Origin of the sequence: Celeribacter sp. PS-C1, from assembly GCF_019429625.1 — a bacterium.
Taxonomy (GTDB): domain Bacteria; phylum Pseudomonadota; class Alphaproteobacteria; order Rhodobacterales; family Rhodobacteraceae; genus Celeribacter.
In genome coordinates this window covers 264,433-284,021 of the sequence record NZ_JAHXRW010000005.1, presented here as the reverse complement: position 1 = coordinate 284,021, position 19,589 = coordinate 264,433, and the positions used below count along the sequence as shown (strand labels likewise).

The window sequence follows — 19,589 nt, the reverse complement described above, 5'->3', positions numbered from 1 at the left end:
TTGACCCTCCCAGCCGATCCGTCTACCTACGCGGCACTTCGGCGGAGTAGCTCAGTTGGTTAGAGCAGCGGAATCATAATCCGCGTGTCGGGGGTTCAAGTCCCTCCTCCGCTACCAAAATCCCTTACATGTGATTGATCTTAAAGGGAAATATGTGACGAGCATATTCTTACCCGCCCAAATATCCGCCAATTCTAAATGCGCTTGAATGCGACGGATTGGGACTAGATTCGCCCATCAAGCCACTTGATCGCCCTCTGCCGAATTTCTTCCTCATCCGGCGTCTCGGCTTCCAGCAACACGATTACCTCGGCCATATTCGCTACCGGCACCGTCGCAGCCTCGATCAGCGCCATCTCGGTCGCCAGGTGGATACCCTCAGGCATTGCACGGTGAACGGCAACGACTTCAGCAGAGACGGGGGAGAGGTCGGTCAGTTCGCTCACGTTGCCTCTCTGATCGCTAACAGGCACCACGAATGCACGTTGCAAATCGCGCACTCTACCGTTGTGCACCCGAGCCATTGGGGCAGCGAGTGGTTTTATTACAAAAAGGGCGGTTTCCGGGCGTTCGCCGCAGGCGCGCACGGACCTAAGGCCACCCGAAGTACCGGACATTCAGCCAGGCTGCTCAGATCGGCACCGAGGTGATCGTGGCGCAGGGCTGAGGGCGGTCATTTTCTGCACCAGTATCAATGCCGACTGTCAAAGACAGACGAGAAATCATACCCCCCGACACCCATTGAGGAGATTCCGAGTATATTCCCGCAAGGCATGTGCAGCATCATGCATTATTTCCGGCTGATACTCATCAATGCGGCCTTCATTGAGCTCGACAAAATTCGCCTCTGAATCGAGGAATGGCGGACATACTGCTCGGAAGTCACTGAGCAAGGCTTCCAGCGTAAGGCGATAAAGCGGAAGTCTGGAATGCGCCTCAAGAATGTGTCCACTCATGGCCGACTCGCGAAAAAAGTGAGACGTGATGTTATTTCCTCCTGAAAACCAGAAGGGGTCCTTCATTTCCGCTGCCGCAGCTTCCAGGACAGCGGCGGGTGTGCCAAGGTTTGATGAAGCTACGCACCGCTCAATATACTCCATTTCATCACCCTCGTATCTGCCACCGTTAAATACCATGGCAACAAAGGCGTAACCCCTATCTCCTCTCTTTTTGAAAGCCCTGTTTCTATTTCCAAAAGGGGAAAAAGCCGCGGGAGTCTTTATTTTTCGAAAGTCAGATGGTCTCAGATTTAACGCGATGAAGGCAAGTGCTGCAGCCAATCTCGTGCTCAAGAAAAGTTCCTGTGTCCCCGACTGAACCGACAGAATGTGGGCAGCTGTGCTATATTCTATAAGATCGTGATTGTAGGCTAACTCATTGAGCTCCCTATTAGCGAGAGTCATCTCAACCATTTGGGGACCTTTCTCCTTGTGGGAGTTTATCGCGGCAATGGCTGCTCCAATCTCCGACGCAATAGCTCTAACCTCAAGCAAAGCACCCACTGACACAGGTTGCCTGGCAAACGTCCGCCTTGTGGGGTTTTCTCCAAATCTGGCCATAAAAATCGGCTTATCTTCGCGAGTTGAGCCATCAGCATCTATCTCAGCACCCGTGACATAGTCTATCGTCCATGGACGGTCCATCGTATGCGGTACTGACGGCGCATTTGTGAATCGGTAATACATGGGGGAAAGAACAGTTCGATCAATGTCGAATAATCTAACAATCTTTGGGAAATCTTCCTCTGTACCACGCTCCAGTGCCCGATAAGCGCGGCAAATATCGCCGATATATTCCCTTCCCCATATTGTTCCGAAAAAGTCAAACCAGTGCGTCATCTCATGGCATAAAACCTGAATATCCCTCCTTACAGGCATCAAATCCTCTGCTTCCAACGCATCACAGACGGCAGCGGTGCGAAAGCACCCGACCTCAACTAATGTTGAATGCGGAACGAATGAACCCATAGCGATTTGGTTTGGGAAGATGCTGGCTTGTTGCTTCTTTTGCTCGGCCTGTTCTCTGGATAGGCTACGCTCGGTAAGCTTAAATTGCGTCATGGGGTTCTTTCACCTTAGCCGGACCGATAATGTTCTGACCAGTTTTCAGCTATATGGATATTGTGATCAACCAACTTTATTGGCCGACACACGGCGTCCGGCTGGCGTTGTTGTACTGCTCCGGCCGGAGGCATCAGTGATCAATAGCCAAAGCACAACCCTGAAATAGACCTACGCCTGCTGGGCCTTGCTGCACGATGCCAAGAATGGCTGGGAGTAAAGCTGCGGCACTATCGGTCGGCATGGATGCCAGCCCTAGGCCGCTTGCGTCGGCGCGAGCGCCGCAATGAACGGGAGCGGCACTCTGCAAATAGAAGCCGAACTGGACAGCGATGCAGTCATTCGGGCTCATTCCTTGATCGCAAGCGCCAAGCGCGATCGGCGTCGCGAACTGCTTTGGCGTTCTGTCGGCTCACCGCCGCCCTGATGCTCTTCGTGACCAGTTCCTGCTCGCGGGCCACGGCATCAGGATCCGCACCGAACATCATTGCGATGCTTGCGGGTGATATTTCAGTACGCACCATGTCAAGAACACTCACTACCGTGCGCTCACCAAGCCCGAACAAGTGGTGCCGGGTCGTCGTGTGGCCAATTAGCAGTTCTATCTGAAATGGGTCGGTCAGGTAACGGACGAGCCCCTCAGGCGTCGGGTTCTCGGCCTCCCAAAAATCCTTGATGGCCGTTCGGTGCAAAATAGCTGCGTTGTTGCCTTCCAGATGATGCGGGCGGTTCACGTTGAAGTAGCGTTCTTCAAAGAAGCGCTTAACGCCAGAGGCATCGGCGACGAAAACGCCGTCGTTCTCACCGCACTGCGCATATGGGAGCGAGTTAAGGACGCAAGGAACAATCCTCTTATTCGAGATGTCTATGCCAGTGCGCTCCAAGATAAGCTCAGGCGAGTCCAGCAGTCCGCTGACCAGCCGCTTCACCTGCTTCACGGCCGAGTCGACTTCCAACGCGAAGTAATACGCCGCGACAGGATGATAGCCAGACAGCGACCTATTCTTGCACTCGAACAGGAACAGATAGTCGTCCCACTCGACGATGACGTCGTACTCGTACTCCATTTCGCCTTTTTTGAACTTGAGCGACTTCGCCACCAAGTTTTGATCCTTGAAGAACGCAAGCATCTGCTTCTCGAAGGCCCTTCCCTTGCGGCTAAGTTGTTCGCTCTCGTTTCCCAATGCTGACAGTGTGACGCGCGCCGGATCCGCTGTCAGCAGGCCTGGGCCGAAAACAATAAGCCTATCTTCGCTGGTCCTGATGAGCGGGTGATCAAACAGGTCCCTGCTGTTTACCTTCAGCGAGGCGCGATCAATGAACGTCGCTGCGGCACCGTTCTTCATTCCTACGCGCTCAAGGATGCCCAGCAACTCGGCCCGCGGGATGGTGAAGTAGAGCCCGATGGTGCCGAGGTCGTCATATCGCTGCTGCGCCAGAACTTGGAGTGTTGAATATCCTCGCACCCATTCGATCAGCCGGAGACCTGCTGGGCGTTCGTCATCGTCTACTATCGAGTAACCGAGGATCTCGGACAGAGCGACGCCCGCATGGGCCTCTTGTGGGGACACGAATACGCCAGGCGGCAGGTCGGCTGCACCCTCTATGCCCGAAGCCTTGGACATCATGTTTGTCTGAAGCGACATCTCCTGAAACGTTTGGATGAGGCGGTCGGCCAGCCGATCGTTCGCAACCTGATCGAGAATTTCCGGATCTGTTAGATGATCGTACGAGATAACTCTCTCTGTTTTTTCCGGAACCCATTGAGGAAGATCTGGCGGAACAGATATCTCAAGGTCACCTTCAAAATAGCGGCATCTTTGCTCCATGCGCTCCCACTGGCGCCATGATGCTGCCAAGGCTTCGGTGAGGCCAGCTTTGTAGATATCGTCGTCACTGGCCTCGGGGAGCTCAGGAAGGATCAGAAACCGCTCGTCATCAAACCACCGGAAACGATGGCCGAGCAGCAGCATCGTCATGCTGGTTGTGTCGACTATGTTCGTCACTACACCGTCAGGCGAGTAAGACTGCCCATCGGGGTCCTCGATGCGCACCGATTGGAGGTTCAGAACCTTTGCCTTGCGCATCGTTGAGGCAAAGGAGTCCATTAGATCATTATAGTTCGCGGCTGCTCGCGCCAGTGCGGCAGAAGCCTGAGTTTCTGGCAGCAGCTTGGCGGCGACCGTGTTGCTCTGTGTTCGAGAGATTTCTTCATATCCGGCCTCCACTTGATTGACGACCTCTATCAACGCGTTCAACTTCTCCGACGCCGACGGTCCCAACTTTTCGACGAGCAGTTCTCGAAGGGCAGCGATAAATGTGTTCCGCTTTTTCTCCCTGGCCGTGTTAGATCGTTTCAAAAGGAAGTCTGTGCTGCGCCGAATGTGGCCCAGCAGCTCCGACAGGATAATATCGTCGAATGGAACCATTTCGAGATGCTGACTTAAAGTCTCCCATTGGAGCTTCTTGAGCGCCTCTTTAACCAAGCTCTCTTTGAGTCTGGGGGGTTCCGGTCCCGGTGGAAAAACTGACTTGGTCATTTCTTTGGTGCCTTATTGCTCTTCATTTACAGCATAGTACCGCCTTGACCGCCAAGCCAGACGCTGCAGAAATGCGGTGTTAGAAAACCTGACTACATCCACGTGATCGCGACCGACATTGTGCTCTGCATCATCAGGCGCCAAAAAAATGGCAGAACGATCCAACCTATCCGCTTGACCTTCTTGATCGCCTCGCTCTTGCAGATTGGGCTTGGTGTCCGCTCAATTCTGCCAAGCGGTCGCGCAGGTTCGCTGGAACGTGGGCACCCTCAGCAAACGGCAGAAAGCTCCGATCTACTGACCTTCATCCTCCGAAAATACTGCGCCAAGGACGAACGGCTGGTTCGGGGAAGCCGCGCTGCGGCAAATGAGTGTGTTGGCAAAGTCCGAAGAGGGCCGTCTTGCCCTCGCGGTTTCTCTGCGGAAGCGAATTGCTGCAACTGCTCACTCGACAACATGGGCTCTCACCCGACCTTCTCCGCACGCGCACACGAGCATGCTATCCTAAATTGCCAATGTCAGGTTGGCGCTGTGGAGGATCGTGGCGGATGGGAGGAACCATCATGACCATTGCAAACTTGCCTGCCATTCGCGCGCGCCGTCCTGCCTGGAACAAAGGCCGCATTGTTGGGCAGAAACGTCCACTGCTGCCCAAACATGTCTGGGCAATTCGCGTCCGTCTTGAAATCGCCGAGAACCATCGTGACCTAGCACTGTTCAATCTTGCCATCGACAGCAAACTCCGGGGCTGCGATCTGGTCAAACTGAAGGTGGCTGATGTCTTCGCTGCAGGTCAGGTCAAGGAGCGGGCCTCGATCATTCAGAGCAAGACACAGAAACCTGTCCGCTTCGAGATCACCGAGGGAACGCGGAAATCACTCCTGCGGTGGATGGACGAACCGTTGATGATCGGTTCCGAATTCCTTTGGCCGGGGCGGTTTCACGAGCGGCAGCACATCTCGACCCGGCAATACGCACGCCTGGTCCGGGATTGGGTGAAATCGATCGGGCTGGAACCGAGTGCGTATGGAACCCATTCTATGCGCCGAACCAAGGTGGCTCAGATCTACCGCAAGACCGGCAACCTGCGCGCTGTTCAGCTCTTGCTCGGTCACACCAAAATGGACAGCACCGTTCGTTACCTCGGCGTCGAACTTGAAGACGCCTTGGCAATCGCAGAGTCCGTAGAAATCTGAAGGCTTGGGCCGTCTTCACAGACGGCCCTCAATGGACCTTCGCCAGGTTGATTATCTCTGCAGTGAAGCTTCCTTGAACCGGTCATCAGTGGCATCGTGCAGCATGGTCTGGCAGATCAAGGTCAGCAAGTGAGGGACATACAAGGGCACTTGGGTCTGGTATGACCGCTGGATCGAGCGAGTCATCGAGCATTGCAAGTAGGAAGGTGATCGCTATCGGTGATTGAGAGACGGTTGCTTTGATCTGAGTAAAGATCGTGATCAGGGTGGCGAGCGAAGAGGTGTCGAGGCCTGACTTCGAAGCTTCTGATTCGCCCATCTGTGGCTTGCGCGCTACCGCTTCGACGGGGATTTTTTCATTGGCACACAAGCCCTTCCATTGCAATATGCGCTTTCTTTAGTATGGGCAGGAATTTGAATGTTTTCCAAACGACATGGATTTTCGAGCGCTCCACCAATTTTGTTTCGGCATGATGCGCCGGAAGGCCTAAGGTTTGGGGTTATTCAGGCAGCATACGATCACCTGAGTTACGATCATATACGGACATGTATGTGCCGGGTTTTGCGTGCGTCGCCCGACCGTGGAAACTGGAGCGAGATTCCAAATATCCGCGACGAGGTAATGCGCCTTATTGAGGATGCCGAGTGGTATCAGGTCTACGATGTAATCGAGGGACTGGTGGCGTTCATTGAGGGCACTCGAGGCTATGAGCCGGCGGTGCAATACACGGCGCAGATTAACGCCCTTTTCATCGACACTGGTGCTGGATGGCAGCTAAGACCCGGTGAGGGAATAGTTCTCCGGGGCGATGCCGAGTTTGAAGAGGCCGTAGAGCTCGCGCGAACCTCGCTGAGCCAAGCGAGCTACGGCGTCGCCGAGGGTGAAATCCGGGAGGCACTTCATGACATATCGCGAAGGCCTGAGCCGGATCTTACAGGGGCTATTCATCATGCCCTCGGTGCTCTCGAGTCCACGGCCAGGTATCTCAGCGGCAGCGAGAAGCCCTTCAACGAGGTTGTGGCCATAGTTGGTGTTCCAAAGCCACTTGATAGCGCGCTGTCGAAGCTTTGGGGCTACTCGTCGAACTTCGGGCGACATGTCAGCCCCACGAATGTGCCATCGCTCAACGACGCGACGCTCGTTGTCCATCTTTCAAGCGCGATCTGCCGCTACCTCGTGGGGGAACGCCATTGAAAAGCCTTCCTGATTTTGTGGACGAGCGCCACAAAGCCTGGTGCATCCACTGTGGCGTGGTGTTGGCGAGTGTCGAAACCAACCTCGATCATGTTCCATCGAAGAGCATTCTCGACCGACCATTCCCCGAAAACTTGCCGACGATCCGCATCTGTCGATCCTGCAATACCTCTTTTTCCAACGACGAGGAGTATTTCATAGCGTTCCTTGGATCTGTGCTTGCAGGGACCGCTGACCCTGATCACCAAGTCGTCGAAAGGGCAGAGAAGACGTTGAGCCAGAACTTACGCTTGCAAAATGAGATTGAGGCTCAGCTTCGGGGCGAAAAAGATTCCGACGGGAATGACCGGGTGACATTCGTGCCCGACATCGAACGCATCCGCAATGTTGTTATCAAGAACGCTCGCGGGCATGTATTGTTCGAGCACGGTCAACCGGCTCGGGGCGAGCCTGCACACGTCGCCATCGAGCCATTACAAATCCTGACGCCTGAGGCGGTCAGATCGTTCGAAATGATCGACTATGGCCCGGGATGGCCTGAAGTTGGGAGTCGGCTGATGTCGCGATTAGTTAGCGGCGAGGACATGCGAGCGGACGGATGGGTGATCGTCCAACCGAATGTGTATCGCTTCGCTGTCATGGATAATGGTCAGTTCGTCGTGCGAACAGTGATCTGCGAGTATCTTGCCACAGAGGTTGTCTGGGACCGGTGAGGCAAACAGAATGCAGCCCGCACGGCCTGATCTTTCTGAGCCGTGCTAACTATCTGGGAACTAATTTCAAGTCAGCAACGCGGCAATGTTTTCAGTATCCAGGGCGGCATAGAAAGTAGTCTCTACTTCCCGGCGGCAATATGTCCGCTTCTGCGAGTGGTGTGCGGTGCAATCTCGTGTGCGGCGAACTGCCGCTTTCCGCCCAAAGCGGCCATTCGCCGCGCTCGACACAAAGGTCGGCTTCTCCGAATTGATATGTTTTGGAATGGCTGACGACATCAAACTAGTTTCATCATGTCGACGGCGGCTTTAAACAGTCATTCACGTGATAAATCATCCTCTTTTGACCGCAACAAATGTACGATCTCTCCACTAGCACGACTATGGTTCTTTCTAGGCCATGACCAATTTGGCTGTTTGCGGCTCTGCAAAGCATTCCGAAGCTCTTCAAGACGTGCGTCTAACCGTTTTTGTTGGAGTGGAGCGAAGCGCTGCGAGATTTCCGTCTCCATAGCTTCGCAGCACAGGTGGCCGTAGGTTCGGCTCACTGTGTCTGTGTTTGAGTGACCGAGTTGTTTTGCCACTATAGCAAGTGGTGTCCCTGCTTGGACCAATTGGCTTGCGTATGTGTGACGTAGGCCATGAAATACGAAACTCTCTGGTAGTTGGGTGGCGCGAACGGCCTCTTTAAAGAGATGCTTGTGACACCCTGTCCACGGCTTTCCAGAGGCCATGCTAAAAACTAAATCTTCGTCTCCCAGTCCTTCGATTTGGTCTAGGAAGAAGGTCATTCCTTCTTCCGGGAGAACTACATAACGTCCGCGATGACTTTTCATTGGAGCCACGTAGATACCAAAAACGTGACCGCCGATGTCGCGGGCACGCAGCTGGGCAAGTTCTGAAACGCGGCATCCTGAATACAGAGCGCCGAGAACCAATAGCGCTAGGTCTGGCCTGCAGGCCGCAATCAGACGTTTCGCCTGAGCTCGTGTCAGAAAGAATTGTCTTGGTGTATCAGCATGAGGAACGCGCCGTAGCCGACGCCAAGCGCGCTCGCTTTCGACGTCGCCATTTTCCCAAGACATTTCAATCGCGGTACGCAATAGGCCAATAACGGTGTTAAGTGTCTTCTTTCGTTTTCGGAGCCGCTCGTGGTCCATTTCTTGAATCGACTGTCTCGGATCTTGTATCCCCGATCCTCTTTTGGGCGGTGACTCCAACACGTCGATGCAGAACTGCGTGAAAACAGATTGGGTCAGATCATCAACTGGCAGGTCTCCGAGGCGCGGAAGTATATGGTGATTAATCAAAGAGAGCGTCGTCTCGAAGTACGTCTTTGCCGCTGCTATTCTTTTCCACTCGACGAACCCGAACATCGCATCGCCTACTGTAAAGCGATCACTAGTTTTTGAGTACTTCAGCCTGACGTTAACACCAATGGCATAAGGCTCAGAAGCAGCGGCCGCAATTTCTGGTTGCCCAAACCAATTTTTCGCAAGCACGATGGCTTCGTCATATTTCAGTCCATCTTTATGGAAAGGTGCAACTTTACCCAAGCGGGTTTGACTGTATTTGCCATCTTTGCGCCTAATTCGAGCCATCCAGTGACATCGCCCGTCGGGCAACTTCTCTACGCCAATGTGTCGACAGTACTCGAGAATATTCCAATATGGGCTGCGTCTTTTTTGCAGGCTCGAGACATTTTCAGGATAAGACAACGATTTCGTGCGACTAGGTTTATGCATTTCGGCCTCCTCATTTTAGCCAAGCATAAAAGAGGGGATGCGCACTGATCTCGAAAATTCGAAAGATAGCCTAGGCTGCCGAAGTGCCATTTTTCAGAGGAACGTCATACTCTCGATGCGTTCCTCAAAAATGATTACTTCATCCTGATCAGCCCCACCTGAGTGCTCCAGTTTGATTGTGAGTGCATCATCGGCTTATGATCCATCTAAAGAGAAATTCAAATGAGCACTGCTCACTACCATCTCAGGTATTTGGAGAATATTTGGTGCAGCCAGGTGACATTTGTCGAGAGCCTGAACACTGCTGGTCAATTAATTCTGAGGGTTTGATTGTATTTTCTTCTAGCCAGTCTTTAACCTCATCCCAAATGTCCGCTTGGCTGCAGCTTCGGCTACTTAGGGCGTCAAGGAGCCGAAGTTCCAAGTCTTTTGGTACCTGCTCCGGCCATATCAAACCTTTGCTGTTAAAGCACATTGATAAACCATCTGTTTGCTCCACATTTTCTACCTATCGTAGTGTGCGAAACTCAATAATCAACCTAAAAGTCTTCTAACTGTGCTGGAGAGGCCGCGGCGTTACGTGAGGCGACGCATGACTTTGATTTCTGGCTTCAGGCGAGCTGGTTTGGGGATTTTCAGCAGTTAGAACAGTACAGCCTGTGAGTTGATCTCATCATTGCTTGGCGCAGAGAAATGGGCTGCCAGCAAAACTGGACTTCGTAGGATAGCCGCTACCGTTGCCCTATAGCTGCCTGACGTCAGCGCCCATGGGCCCAGGGGCCCAAAAACTCTGACGACGGCCCCCCGATAGCATACTCCCACTGATCAGACCTACTCGAGTGGTCTAATTTGATTGTTGATATATGTTTGGCCCTTGGGTCATTGGGATAATGGTATCCGGGGCCGGAGGGAGGTGTCCTCCCTTTTTTACCTTTCGCCGTACTCTACATGAAGGTCGACTTTGGGTCAGGATCGAACGTGGTTAGTTCAGAGGGTGAAGCTGTTGACGGCTACGGTTATCTAGTATTTCGATTTGGCAATAAGGTCGCAACATGAGGCATCCTTTTGGCGTCGCTTTATTGCGCGCAGGAGCGTTCAATTCACCGATATTTGCATCAAGGAGTACTACGCGATGGGAGACGTTCAATTTTTGCCCGTGTAGTAGTCCGATACCTTGGCTGCTGCGGATTGACTTGCAAGAATGCGACGACCGTAGCGGGCAGGCATCTCCGGAGATGTCCATCGTCCGGCAACCATAATAGACGATAGATCACAGCCTATTCGGAAGGCATCGTGTACGCCGCCGACCCTCGTGCTGTGTGCAGACACATCTTTTCGGCCGGTACACCGTCGCAAAATGCGAGAAATGGTGGCCGGATCGAGTGGCGTTCTGGTTCCCCCTTTTTGAGATTTTGTAATCATTGGTTCATCTGAACGAAGTCCCGCGAGATCGACCCACTCAATGACTGCGCGCGTACCCTCTGCAGAAAGGTACGCATAGGCTCCTTCCCCGAACTGGTCCGTTTTGGAATGGCTTACAAACAGCAGACTAGTTCCATCATCTTGTCGGATAAGGTCACGCACGCAAAATCTGACTATCTCAGATGCGCGGCACCAACTATCTGTAGCAATCCACAAAAGTGCCTTATCGCGTAGGTCGCGTCTTGTGTTGCCTAGTTTCTCGATGGCCTTGAGAATTTCTTTCTTCCCCAATGGAGGGGCTTGCCGCTGCGTGACACCATATTTCCGCTTCACGCCCTTCACGGCCAAAGTAACCAAGCGGTGTGTTGTTGGCGAGGGTAGGAAGTTTGATCGGTGGAGTTCAGCAATTCCCCATAGACGTGTTTCAATTGTGTTCACCGACAGTTGCCCACCCATAGCATCAACCCAAGTCGCAACCGTCTGAGGGTCAATTGGCGGCGTTGCAGAAAATCCGTTATCCTCGCACCATTGTGTAAATAGACGTACAATCATTCGATAATTTCGGAGCGTTGCAGGAGCGAAGGCTGCCTCCGATCTCACCCGATATTCTGCTATCAGCTTTTCTCTTCGTGCAGGAGAGACACGTGCCAATCGTGCCAGAAGATCTGTCTGTTCCGTCTTTCGATCAAAGTGATGTGCCAATTGAATCGCCTCATCTGTGAGAATTTACGATTTGTTAAGAAATACCTGAGAAATTCCTTGCAGAGACAAGGAGAGTCGCATGGCTTCAGAGGCACATTTGAATTGGCGGCAAATTGACCTGCTGGAAACGGCGCTTGCTGAATATGTAGAGCGATATGGGATGACCGATCGCGTCCGAGATGCGTTCACAAATGTGCCTTCTGGTGAGGGGCTGAAGTTAGAGGGCCACACAACACCTCGTCATGGGCCGTTTTCTTCAGAAGCGCTTTCGCCGGATATTCTGGAGCAAGAAATAGTCACCCGCCTTAAAAGTGCGGAGAGCGGTGAAAGGCCCAAAAAAGGTTCGAAGGCATATGTCGTATACTGCCTCTGTATTGTAGTTCAATTGATTGTTCTAATCGTATTATTTGCTGATTTCTCCGGCGCGCCTGTCTAGCGTAAAGACCTGTTGGCTCTGATCGGTCATCTGCGATGCGTTGAAAGAATGTCTGCTCTGGGCCGCTTGCGACGCTTTGGCATGAAGGGCGGACAGGAGACCTTCGCTGCACGTTCAAAGAAAGTCCGCTCTGGGTGACTTACTTTGCCTTAGCAAATACGTCGAATTACGATGGCCCGGGTTTTAAAATCTATACCTATGGCATTTAAATACGTTTCGTAAGTTCTGCGCCGAGATTCGAAAGTACCCCATGAAGAAATGTTATATGTGCTCTTCTGAAGCAAAAACTAGGGAACACTTCCCGCCTAAAGCGCTTTTCCCAAAAGGAGCAAACCTCCAACTCTGGACAGTCCCTTCGTGCATAAACCACAACAATAAAAAGTCTGGTGATGACCAGTATTTCTTGACGCAAATCGTAATGAATATGTCACGAGAGGGCAACTTGGCGCGTGAGCGGTTCATTGAGTCTATCGCGCCCCATTTCGAGAAGAGTCCAAAATTTCGAGAGATGATTGCAAGAAACTCGAAGAACGTCGGCCCAGGAAAACGGGCTTATCTTGTTGACGTGTCGAGGATGTACAGCGTTATGGATGGGATTTGCCACGCTATAGTATTTCGAAAGTATGGGAAGAATCTACCCACGCAAGATTTTCGCATACAACATGAATTCTGCAACTTTGTTTCAGACGACACCTCGCGCGACAAGTATGTTTCAAATTGGATTGCGCAATTCGACCAGCTTGTAGCCGAACACTCTTGGGCAATGGACGCAGACGCCGCCGACAAAATATCTGAAGAGGTATACTCATACAAAATCATGGCCCCTGCTGGACTTGATGCTTCTATCACAATCGAGCACCTGTTTTACGGAGGGTTTAAAGTCATCTCTCTTCTCACCCATAAAGAAGTAAGCGCTAGCATAAGAAATGCGTTGCAAATCGAGCTTTGATTTATTCGCTAGTCGGCGATTTGTTCGCGGAGCGCGATTACTAGTGCTGATTTCTGCTTCGTGACACAGTAATTGCCGCTTCTGGGAATTCGCGTTGCAGAATGTTACTAATGGCCAAAGGCAGCTCTGGGCCGTTTTCACAGACTGTTGCGACCGCCCCAAGCCTGCCTTTCACAGCAAGTAATGCGAATGGCTGCTCCCAGATTTGAAGGGACGTTACTTGTTTCATTTTGCGCTCTCCCGAACAGATGGGGAGAACTGCCATTCTCGAAATGGCTTGTGCCGGTGTTCGTTTAGACAATTAAGCAAAGTCTGCAAGTGAGTTGAAAATCGCTCGCTCGTTCATGGTCAACACCCGCCAATGTGTTTGGCAATACGGGAAAATATTGCCAGCGCGACAATTGGGCTTACACTGTTTCCAATCATCCTATGGCTGTGCCACTTAGTCTGGTGGAACTCGTACCAGTCGGGAAAGCCTTGAATGCGAGCAGCCTCTCGCACGCATATTACTCGTGGTTCATCAGGATGAATTGGTCGAGCAGCTTGAAACGAACCTCGGTCTGACCCAGTACCAGCCCTCAATGTTGGTGCCGGTTTATCCCAAGCTAAACGCGGATACCTGCTCTTGGTGTCCTTTCCTCCTTGAGGAACTGTCGAAAAACGACTCTGAATATCGGCTCGGTGTATCGTGTCCTGAAATCCTGAGACGCCCTTCTTCCGATACTGTTGATCATGTGGTTCGAACATCTCGTCCAGACGCTTGCCGAAAGCATCTGCCGCCATCTTGCGCCTGTCTTCCTTGCCTGGGGACGGAAGCCCTCCAATTGCATCTTGGACCGAGCGTTCGACGACTTCTGGCGGATCAAGAAGCGAAGAAGGAAAAGCCGCAATTTGCGATGTATCCGCGCCCACGACGAATACTCTACGGCGGCGTGTCGCAGCTCCAAATTTGCTTGCATCGACAATCTTGGGCTCCAGGACGACATAATCTCCTGAAAGCTTACTCAGCCCAGCATCCAAGAGTGCGCGGTTGCGTTCGTTGAGTAACCCAGGAACATTTTCCATGACGAAAAAAGCGGGGCGAAGCTCTGAAACAAAGTGAAAAAAACGGAGGATCAAGCCATTCCTCGGGTCATTTGGTACCTGCCGACCGATAGAACTGAAACCTTGGCACGGAGGTCCGCCGAAGACACCTACAGGTGCCTCTCCAAGATGATCGCGCAAGATGCTTGGCTCGAGTTGAAAGAGGTCGGCGACAACTACCTTACCGTGCTGGTGGTTGTGTTGATAGGATGACGACAAAACAGAGTCCACGTCGACAGCAACCCGCGGCTCGAATCCTGCAGCCGCTGCGCCGAGGCTCAAGCCCCCACACCCACAAAATAGATCAACACATGCGTTCATGCGGCTACCCTCTATTATCAAATATACAGAATAGCGAGAATCATTTTCTCTGTCGATCGTCGTTTTCGGGGTTGAAGATCTCGCGATATCGGTCAGAATTTCAATCAAGAGGAGAAATTTTATGGCTGATGTCACCATATTAGACGGATCGCCGACAAAACGCTTTTTTGTAGAAATGCTACCGAGAGACATCGATTTGGACGATGCCATTCTCGACCTCGTCGACAACTGCGTTGACGGAGCGATGAGGCGAGCTCGCCGTGAGCAAACACCCGAAGGTGATCGCTACAAAGACATGTGGTGCCATCTTGAAATTGACGAGCAACGCTTTCGTATATCTGACAACTGCGGAGGCATTCCCGAACAATATTTCGACGGCGCATTTCATCTCGGGCGACCTTCCGTTGATCTGGACAGCGACATTCCAACGATAGGCGTCTATGGAATTGGGATGAAGCGTGCAATTTTCAAGATTGGGCGCAACGGAAACGTAGAAACTCGACATCCCGGATTTAGACGTTGTGTCAGCTATCCGCCTGAATGGTTCACCAAAAACAAATGGGAGCTCGATGTCTCCGAAATTGCTCATGACGATGAGCCTGATGGAGTGCAAATCACTGTGGAGGACCTCCTCCCTGACGTTGCTGATCAATTCGGCAAAGAGGCCGCACTCAATGGTCTACGCTCGAAGCTGGGCCAACATTTCGCCTACATAATGGAGCTCGGTTTTGGCATAAAGGTTAACGGCATTGACGTTGTGCCGCAGAGCGTTCTTTTGAAGAACGCGGCCACTGGAGATATCGTCCCATTTGCATTTGCCGCAGACGTCAACAACGTCCAAATCAACGTATCCGTTGGTGTGTTCCGACGTTTGGCGAAAGAATCTGACATCCAAGATGAAACCGAAGTGGATGGCCCTCGCTCACTGCGGGAAGAAAGGCAGGCTCAGAAATCTGGGATCACTGTCATCTGCAATGATCGCGTGGTCCTGGTGAGTGACACCACCGACCTTACTGGGTGGGGAGTTGGCGGAGTGCCCAAATACCATCCTCAGTTCCGAGCGATTGGAGGGCAAATCAGCTTCAAGAGCGATGATGCATCATTGCTTCCGATTTCGACCACTAAAAGAGATTTGGACACCCATACGCCACTCTATAATACGGCGCGCAATGAAGCCATGACAGGGCTCAAGACTTTCATAACCCTTACAAACAAGTGGAAGCGACAGGAAGAGAAGCTGAATGAGCAGATTGACAATGCCCCTGTAGTGGACGCGAGAAGCGTCGTTTCGACGTTGGTGTCAAGAAAAGAAGCAACCAACGTTAGAAATTTGCCGGGAGCGAAGCGATTTGTTCCTGAGCTTCCCAAACCTCAGGGAAAATCCGACAGTGTTTGGATAAGATTCGAACGTCCTCAGAACGAAGCTCGGCGGCTGGGAGAGGAACTTCTGGAAGATTCTGGAGCGAAGCCCAGCGAGATTGGTGAAGCCGTTTGGAGGGACGCCCTGCGGCGTTATGATAGCGAGTGAGTGGGGCCGGACTTCCTTATCGACTTCGCCCAGCCAAATATGTTGATCGCGAATTGTTTGCGGATCTTGTAGCGCAAATCGTTGCCCAGGATGGTCGCAATGGCTGGGTCTATGCTTCGATGGCTGGTGAACACTTGGTCGACATTCAGGCCATATACAGAAGGTCAGGCATTCAGGCGTTCTATGCCTTCGACGGTGAAGAAAGGGTGGTCAAGCGTCAAGAGTTCAATCGCCCCCTTCCTAACATCCGATTTGGACATCACAAGTCGACCGAACTCGCTGATCGGCTTGACGCCATCGTGGGTGATGCGGGAGCTGAACGCTTGATCGTTTGGCTTGATTTCACGGGCACCGGAAAGCGCAAAGATCAGTTGGATGATTTGGTGGCTGTGCTAAGAAAGCTCGCCCCCGGCGACATCTGCAGAATTACACTTGATGCTGGGCACTACTTTTTCAAAGATCTCAGAGACAACCTCGTTCCAGAGGGCATGGAAGACGAACCTGCTCATAGAAAACTGGCAGCTGCGTTCAGAGAGGCGTTGGCTCCATATTCAAACGCGAAAACGAATGAACTCGATAAGGCCAAAATACCCAACGAACTCATTGAATGCATCGGGCGAGCATGCCCAATGGCAAACGTACGTATAGACGGAAATGTGCGGTTTGTGCCGCTCCTCTTGACAAAATATGGCGACGAATCGACCATGGTAACCGCGACATTGCGTTGTGAAAGGGAAGACGCCCCACTGAAAATACCCATCAGTTGGGAGTGGACACCAGACAATTGGTCCGATGTTTTGTCAATCAAGGCCGACCTGCTTTCCCCAAGAGAACGTGCAGCAGCCGATGCCCGCATCGACAACCCAGATGATGTGTGCAACGAATTGTCATTTGTCGATGAAGATGCAATCAGAGCATATGTTCGCTTTCACCGATACCAGCCGAACTTTCAGAACGTCGCAGAGTAAGCGCAGCTCGCTAATTCGTTCATATGGGGGCGGATTGGCGAGCTGCGTTACAATTCTGACCCAGGTCCGTGTTTGATACATGTAGCTTTGCGATATTTTGCTATATGGGCTCACGACCAGAGTATCTCTGATGTTTTTCCCAAGCGCAGCGAACGGCAGCTTCCCGCCTGAACGCCCACGTCGGGGTCAAAACATCTGATCGCAGGGCAAACTCCCGCTATTTCAAACGCAGACCAATGCAATCAACGTGAACGCTTCAGCCTGGAAACCTTGAATTTGCATAGCGTCATTAGGTGGGGTATGCATCCAAGACGGACCTCCGCTACCATATCCCCCATCATAGTGACCTGCACAGCGCTTGCTAAAGCGCTGCGATTTCGCATGTCGTGGCGCTTGGAGCCAACACTTTCGCCTAAAACCCGCCTGCAGTTTTTTCGCCAGTTTGCGGCACGCGCCTTACCCAAAGAGATTCAACACCGGACACGACGATACCAATCAGGTATCAGCGCATATCCAGCGAGGCATTGAGAATATGGCGGCGCAGGGACAGATTACGCGCCAGATTTATTGACGGGAGGAGCACCATGCGAAACATCACGATCGACAACATCACCGACGCCGTTATCAACTCGATGGATACGGACATTCCTGCACGCAACATGGAAATCATGAAAGCAGCGCTCAAGCATGTTCATGAGTTCATGAAAGAGGTCAATCTGACCTATGACGAATGGCTGGGAGCCATGGAATGGATGCGCCGCGCCGGAGAGATTTCCAGCGACGCGCGCAACGAATTCATCCTGATTTCCGACATTATCGGCGTCGAAGTTCTGGCCGATATGCTCGACAAGAAACCGACGCACAACGAGACCATCTCGACCGTGCTCGGGCCGTTCTACCGCGAGAACCCGCCGGTTCTGCCGAAAGGTGCCTCGATCATCCAGAAGGATTTCGAAGGCCAAGAAACCGTCCGCGTCTCCGGCACGATCCGCGACACCGACGGCAACCCGGTGCCGGGCGTAACCATGGACGTCTGGGAAGATGCCCCCAATGGCCTCTACGAACAGCAGGACCCGGATCAGCCGGACTTCAACCTGCGGGGCCGCTTCCTCACCGACGAGAACGGCGAATATGAATTCGTCGCCATTCGTCCGGTGCCCTACCCGATCCCCTATGACGGTGCGGCCGGTGAACTTTTGAAATACATGGGCCACCACCCGATGCGTCCCGGTCACGTGCACTTCATGATCATGAAGGATGGCTACAAAACCCTGATTTCGCAGATCTACGACAGCACGACCGAGTATCTCGACAACGACAGTGTGTTCGCCGTGAAAGAGGATCTGATTGGCGAGATGGTCAAAGCCCCAGAGGGCGCCGACACCGATCTGGTCATGACATTCAATTTCGTGATCCGCGACAACGCGCTTGTCGAAAGCGTCGCTGCCGAGTGACCCGATACACCTTTGGACGGGCTTCGGCCCTTCCTCCTCAGGAACGGCACGCTTCCCCGTGCCGTTCCCCCAATTGAACTTCTGGGAATTGCCATGAACACGCCCCTCACCGCACAACCGCTCACCGGCCACCCCCAGGGAGACCTGATGGAGGCGACGCGCATTCGCGCCGTCACCTCCTGGATCATCGAGGCCCCGACCCGACGCAAACACAAGCTGTCGAACACCTCCATCAGCTATCAGGGCTATGTCTTTGTCCGCGTCACGCTCGAAAACGGTGTCGAGGGCTTTGGCGAGGCCTCCACGCTCGGCGGTCCGCGCTGGGCCGAGGAAAGCGTCGAGGCGATCAAGGCCAACATCGACACCTATCTGGCACCTGCGCTGATTGGCAAACCGGCCTGCTTGCTGGAAGCCGCCGCCGGTGACATGGCCAAGGCCTGCAAACGCAATTACGCCGCGAAATCCGCGCTCGACACCGCGCTTTTGGATGCCACCGGCAAAACCCTTGGCGTGCCCGCACATGTGCTTCTTGGTGGCGCGCGGCGCACGTCCTTTTCTGCAATCTGGGCGCTCGCCTCTGGTGACGCGGCCCAAGAGGTCGAAGAGGCGCAGGGCATGATCGAAAAGGGTTGGTTCAACCGCTTCAAGATCAAGCTGGGCTTTGCCGATCCGCAAACCGATCTGGACCGTTTGGCGGCGCTGCAAAAGGCTCTTCCGACGGGCACGGACATCATCGCCGATGTGAACCAAGGCTGGTCCGAGGCCGATTTCATCCGCTACCTGCCGCGCCTCGCCGACCTTGGCGTGAGCCTGGTGGAGCAACCCCTGCCCGCCGGTCAAATGGCCGCCATGGCGCGGATTTCCGAGCGCTCTCCGATCCCGATCATGATGGATGAAGGCGTCTTCACGCTGGAAGAGGCCATCGACGGCTGCGCCCGCGCCGCTGGCTCCGTCCTGTCGCTGAAACTCTGCAAACACGGCGGCGTGCATCAACTCAAACAAGTCGCGGGCATCGCACAGGCGGCGGGCGTACAGCTCTACGGGGGCTGTCTTTTGGAAAGCTCGGTCGGAGCGGCGGCGCATTTGCATGCCTTTGCCACCTTGCCGGCACTCGAATGGGGCACCGAGCATTTCGGGCCGAAAATCCTGATCGAAGATCTCTGCCGCAACGCGCTTAAATACGAGAATTTCGAGGTGCATTTGCCGGAAGGTCCGGGGCTGGGCGTGACGCCCGATCTCGACCTGATCGAAAAATACGCCCGCAAAGACTGAGGACC

The 19,589-nt window shown here is 53.1% G+C and carries 15 protein-coding genes and 1 tRNA gene; 10 read left to right on the top strand and 6 right to left on the bottom strand.

Annotated elements, in window-relative coordinates; all coding sequences use genetic code 11:
* Positions 1 to 40: 40 nt before the first annotated feature.
* A tRNA-Met gene (locus J5Y17_RS10020) sits at positions 41 to 117 on the top strand.
* Positions 118 to 224: 107 nt separating this feature from the next.
* On the opposite strand, the gene J5Y17_RS10015 is transcribed toward J5Y17_RS10020, so the two are convergent.
* The 3 genes from J5Y17_RS10015 to J5Y17_RS10005 form a co-directional block, all read right to left on the bottom strand.
* Entirely contained in the window at positions 225 to 446 is a 222-nt protein-coding gene (locus J5Y17_RS10015; protein WP_219785100.1) for a hypothetical protein, read from the bottom strand.
* A 276-nt stretch (positions 447 to 722) separates the two neighbouring features.
* Positions 723 to 2,060 (bottom strand): hypothetical protein, encoded by a 1,338-nt coding sequence (locus J5Y17_RS10010; RefSeq protein WP_219785099.1) that lies wholly within the window; start codon positions 2,058 to 2,060, stop codon positions 723 to 725.
* A 338-nt stretch (positions 2,061 to 2,398) separates the two neighbouring features.
* Positions 2,399 to 4,600 carry a nuclease-related domain-containing protein gene (locus J5Y17_RS10005; RefSeq protein WP_219785098.1) on the bottom strand — a complete coding sequence of 734 codons (2,202 nt, stop codon included), beginning with the start codon at positions 4,598 to 4,600 and terminating at the stop codon, positions 2,399 to 2,401.
* A 563-nt stretch (positions 4,601 to 5,163) separates the two neighbouring features.
* Between J5Y17_RS10005 and J5Y17_RS10000 the strand changes: the two genes are divergently transcribed.
* The 3 genes from J5Y17_RS10000 (at position 5,164) to J5Y17_RS09990 (ending at position 7,704) form a co-directional block, all read left to right on the top strand.
* On the top strand, positions 5,164 to 5,796 hold the full coding sequence (locus J5Y17_RS10000) for a tyrosine-type recombinase/integrase (protein ID WP_219785097.1): 633 nt from the start codon (positions 5,164 to 5,166) through the stop codon (positions 5,794 to 5,796).
* Between the two features lie 418 nt (positions 5,797 to 6,214).
* The gene (locus tag J5Y17_RS09995; RefSeq protein WP_219785096.1) at positions 6,215 to 6,991 is read left to right on the top strand and encodes an AbiJ-NTD4 domain-containing protein; all 777 of its coding nucleotides are present in this window, start codon (positions 6,215 to 6,217) and stop codon (positions 6,989 to 6,991) included.
* Entirely contained in the window at positions 6,988 to 7,704 is a 717-nt protein-coding gene (locus tag J5Y17_RS09990) for an HNH endonuclease (RefSeq protein WP_219785095.1), read from the top strand. Before J5Y17_RS09995 ends, J5Y17_RS09990 begins: the two co-directional genes overlap by 4 nt.
* Before the next feature lie 317 nt (positions 7,705 to 8,021).
* Here the strand turns inward: J5Y17_RS09990 and J5Y17_RS09985 are convergent, their stop codons facing one another.
* Both J5Y17_RS09985 and J5Y17_RS09980 read right to left on the bottom strand, forming a co-directional pair.
* A complete protein-coding gene (locus J5Y17_RS09985; protein WP_219785094.1) occupies positions 8,022 to 9,449 on the bottom strand; it encodes a site-specific integrase in 1,428 nt (475 codons plus the stop codon).
* A gap of 1,143 nt (positions 9,450 to 10,592) precedes the next feature.
* Positions 10,593 to 11,573, bottom strand: coding sequence for a site-specific integrase (locus J5Y17_RS09980; RefSeq protein WP_219785093.1), 981 nt, complete (start codon positions 11,571 to 11,573; stop codon positions 10,593 to 10,595).
* A gap of 79 nt (positions 11,574 to 11,652) precedes the next feature.
* On the opposite strand from J5Y17_RS09980, the gene J5Y17_RS09975 reads away from it, so the two are divergent.
* Together J5Y17_RS09975 and J5Y17_RS09970 are read left to right on the top strand one after the other, a co-directional pair.
* Complete coding sequence (locus tag J5Y17_RS09975; protein ID WP_219785092.1) at positions 11,653 to 12,009, top strand: hypothetical protein; 357 nt, start codon at positions 11,653 to 11,655, stop codon at positions 12,007 to 12,009.
* Positions 12,010 to 12,274: 265 nt separating this feature from the next.
* The gene (locus J5Y17_RS09970) at positions 12,275 to 12,958 is read left to right on the top strand and encodes a hypothetical protein (protein ID WP_219785091.1); all 684 of its coding nucleotides are present in this window, start codon (positions 12,275 to 12,277) and stop codon (positions 12,956 to 12,958) included.
* Between the two features lie 348 nt (positions 12,959 to 13,306).
* On the opposite strand, the gene J5Y17_RS09965 is transcribed toward J5Y17_RS09970, so the two are convergent.
* Entirely contained in the window at positions 13,307 to 14,572 is a 1,266-nt protein-coding gene (locus J5Y17_RS09965; protein ID WP_219785090.1) for a DNA cytosine methyltransferase, read from the bottom strand.
* On the opposite strand from J5Y17_RS09965, the gene J5Y17_RS09960 reads away from it, so the two are divergent.
* The 4 genes from J5Y17_RS09960 (at position 14,559) to J5Y17_RS09945 (ending at position 19,584) form a co-directional block, all read left to right on the top strand.
* The gene (locus J5Y17_RS09960; RefSeq protein WP_219785089.1) at positions 14,559 to 15,890 is read left to right on the top strand and encodes an ATP-binding protein; all 1,332 of its coding nucleotides are present in this window, start codon (positions 14,559 to 14,561) and stop codon (positions 15,888 to 15,890) included. The two genes, J5Y17_RS09965 and J5Y17_RS09960, sit on opposite strands and share 14 nt — an antisense overlap.
* Positions 15,887 to 16,858: an O-methyltransferase gene (locus J5Y17_RS09955; protein ID WP_219785088.1), complete on the top strand. Its 972-nt coding sequence runs from the start codon at positions 15,887 to 15,889 to the stop codon at positions 16,856 to 16,858. The genes J5Y17_RS09960 and J5Y17_RS09955 overlap by 4 nt, the downstream gene beginning before the upstream one ends.
* Before the next feature lie 584 nt (positions 16,859 to 17,442).
* On the top strand, positions 17,443 to 18,312 hold the full coding sequence (locus J5Y17_RS09950) for a dioxygenase (protein WP_219785087.1): 870 nt from the start codon (positions 17,443 to 17,445) through the stop codon (positions 18,310 to 18,312).
* A gap of 93 nt (positions 18,313 to 18,405) precedes the next feature.
* Positions 18,406 to 19,584, top strand: a complete 1,179-nt coding sequence (locus J5Y17_RS09945) for a muconate/chloromuconate family cycloisomerase (RefSeq protein WP_219785086.1) — start codon at positions 18,406 to 18,408, stop codon at positions 19,582 to 19,584.
* Positions 19,585 to 19,589 lie beyond the last annotated feature (5 nt).